Here is a 1,429-nt window from a genome sequence, read left to right on the forward strand (position 1 = left end):
ATCGCTAACCTCCAAAAATCAGCGTTGAATCTGATTTGCCCTTCCTTGGGAATCCCAACCCGTTAAATCGTCACTACGCCCTAGAACGGTTCACTGTTTCACGAAACGCATGCGGATTTGCGCTCCGACCCGGGCCGATGCTCAGTCGGAGCGCCGATAGGCCACGACGCCCTTCGGCTCGCTCAGGCTCTGCAGCGAGCCGGGCGCGGCACCCCCGATCCAGCCGAGCACCGAGCGGGCGAGTTCGGACCCGGCCAGCCGGAAGTCTTCGTTGACGACCAGCAATTCATGCCTGAACAGATGCAGCAGTTCCGACGATTGCTTCGACACAACGTCGACGTCGCGGCCGAGCTTCAGGCCGGCATCCTCGATGCCGGCGACGATAGCGAGCGTCGCGGCTGCAGCACTGCTGATGATGCCGTCCGGCCTGATGTCGCGCCGCATCAGCTGCGCCGTCCTCATCCTGATCTGCTCGATCGAATGGTCGATAGAGACGGTGTTGAACGGCACCTCGCTGGCGCCGACTTCACTCAGCGCGTCGGCAAAGCCGTCGACCGTATGACGGTAGTAGCTCAAACCGACCGGCGGCGTTACCAAAGCGAGCCGGCGGCGGCCCATGCCGGCGAGGTGGCGCACCGCCTCGGCCGCGAAGGCGTAGTTGTCGAAATCATGATAGGGATGAACCAGCCCCATATCGGTACGGCCATGCGTGGCAAAGGGAATGCCGCGCTCCAGCATGTAGCGGGCGCGGGGATCGTTCGGCTGCGTGCGCGAAATGATGACGCCGTCGGCGGAGCCGGTCTCCACGAGATAGCGCACCGGATCCAGCGGATCCTGCGAGCGCGAATAGGGTGTAACGATCAGGTGGTAGGGCGTGTCGGCAATGACTTCCGTCACGCCATAGATGATGTCGGAGACAAAGCTCATGAGTTCGTGCTCGGTGTTGAGCACGAGGCTGATGACATTGGTCTTGCCGGTCCGCAGGCGCACGCCGGCGCGGTTCGGCCGATAGCCGATCTGCTTGGCCACGAGCTGGACACGACGCCTAGTCTCGGCGCCGATCTCGGGCGCGTCCTTCAAGGCGCGCGAGACGGTGGTGACGCCGAGGCCGGTCATGAAGGCAAGCGTCTTCAGCGTCGGTCGCTCCTGTGCCGTCGCCTCGTCATCCTTGTCCGTGCGCTGTCTGTCCATCCGTCCCGCCCATCAGGCGCATAGCAGCCGCCGGGCAGCCCGGCAATGTTGCGGCCACTTCCCATGGCGCGTCATCTGCATTGGAAGCAATATACTGAAACGTTACAGCTTGTCACGATCGGTGTAAAAATGGGTGCTGGCGGATACGGAAAGACATCGTCAACCGCGTGGCGAAAAATCGTTGGGATTCAGAGGGAAGCATGCTCCTAGGGCGTAGTGACGATTTAACTACCTGAGC

General features: G+C 62.1%; 1 protein-coding gene. It reads right to left on the reverse strand.

Features of this window, described 5'->3' with window-relative positions; all coding sequences use genetic code 11:
• Positions 1–141 precede the first annotated feature (141 nt).
• Positions 142–1,191, reverse strand: a complete 1,050-nt coding sequence (locus tag M653_RS0131080) for a LacI family transcriptional regulator (protein WP_027146776.1) — start codon at positions 1,189–1,191, stop codon at positions 142–144.
• Positions 1,192–1,429: the final 238 nt, after the last annotated feature.

Source organism: Mesorhizobium sp. WSM3626 (genome assembly GCF_000513935.1).
Taxonomy (GTDB): Bacteria; Pseudomonadota; Alphaproteobacteria; order Rhizobiales; family Rhizobiaceae; genus Mesorhizobium; species Mesorhizobium salmacidum.